Source organism: Spirillospora sp. NPDC049652 (genome assembly GCF_040675125.1).
GTDB lineage: Bacteria > Actinomycetota > Actinomycetes > Streptosporangiales > Streptosporangiaceae > Spirillospora.
Window position 1 is genome coordinate 1 of record NZ_JBFAOF010001469.1, and the last position, 1,283, is coordinate 1,283.

The window sequence follows — 1,283 nt, forward strand, 5'->3', positions numbered from 1 at the left end:
CAGCTCGGCGGCGACCGCGACGGTCGGGTTGATGTGCCCGGTCAGCGGCGGCACCGCGAACAGGAACCGGCGGCGGTCGCGCTCGGCGGGCCGGGCGGGCGGCACGGCGGCGCCCAGCAGCGACGGGACGGCGACCCTGCGGCCCCGGGACGTCTTCGGGCTCATCGCGCACCTCCGGCGCTGATCGGCTCACGGGGCCCGGCGCCGGAGGCGGGGCGGGGTGGTTCTCCGGTGGCGACGGGGCTGGGCGATTCCCCAGTGACGGCGGAGGCGACCGGTTCTCCGGTGGCGATGGAGGCGGGTGGTTCTCCGGTGGCGGGTGAGGCGGGCGAGGGAGCGGCGTGGCGGGCGAGCCAGGGCAGCATGAGCGCGAGCAGGTCGGCGGCGCCGTCGCTCAGGACGGTGTGCGCGTGGCCCGGCAGCACGTGCAGTTCGCAGTCCGGGACGTGCGCCCTGAGGAGCCGTCCGGCGGCGAGGACGTCGGAGTGCTCGCCGTAGACGGCCAGCACCGGGCAGCGAAGCCGCGCCAGGTCGGCGGGCCGGACGGGCTCGATCGCGGCCACGTCCGCCAGGAGGGTGGTGCCGTTGGTCAACCGGTCGGCGACGGCGGCGTGGCGGCTGCGTTTGCGCCACCCGATCGCGGCGAACTGCTCCGGGAGCCGCTCGTACTCCAGCGACAGCGCCTCCAGCGTGAGGGTGTTGAGCAGGCCCTCGCTCCACCCGGCGTGCTCGGCGGGACCGTGCGCCTCGATCAGCACCAGCCCGGCGACCCGGTCCGGACGGGCGAGGGCCGCCTTCAGCGCGACCACGCCGCCGAAGCTGTTGGCCACCAGGTGCACCGGACGCCCGATGCCCAGGCCGTCCAGGACGCCGAACAGGTCGGCGACCGCGTCGGCCGCGCCGTAGCCGGACGGGGTCCGCTCGGACCTCCCGTGACCGCGCTGGTCGTACAGGACGGCCCGCGTCCCGGCCTCGGCGACCGGCCCGGCCAGGCGGTAGTAGAAGCTCGACAGGTTGTCCACGACGAGCCCGTGGACGAACACCGCGACCGGCTCATCCCCGGGCGGCGGCCGGTCGGGGCCGGGCACTCCGGCACGGGCGGGATCGAAAGGCTGTTCCCCGGCGGGGTCGAAAGGCGGGACGCCGGCGGGGTCGAAGGTCTGGACGTGGAATCGCACGCCGCGTGCGGTGATCTCAGGCATGTGCTTCCTCCAGGAACGCGCCGAGCAGCGGGGTGAGCCGCGCCCGCGCGGTGATGTGCAGGTCGTGGCCGCCGGTCAGCA

Annotated in this window: 1 protein-coding gene; it reads right to left on the reverse strand. The window is 75.8% G+C overall.

Features of this window, described 5'->3' with window-relative positions; all coding sequences use genetic code 11:
* Window positions 1-161: 161 nt before the first annotated feature.
* On the reverse strand, window positions 162-1,202 hold the full coding sequence (locus AB0J52_RS41175) for an alpha/beta fold hydrolase (protein ID WP_500188690.1): 1,041 nt from the start codon (window positions 1,200-1,202) through the stop codon (window positions 162-164).
* Window positions 1,203-1,283: the final 81 nt, after the last annotated feature.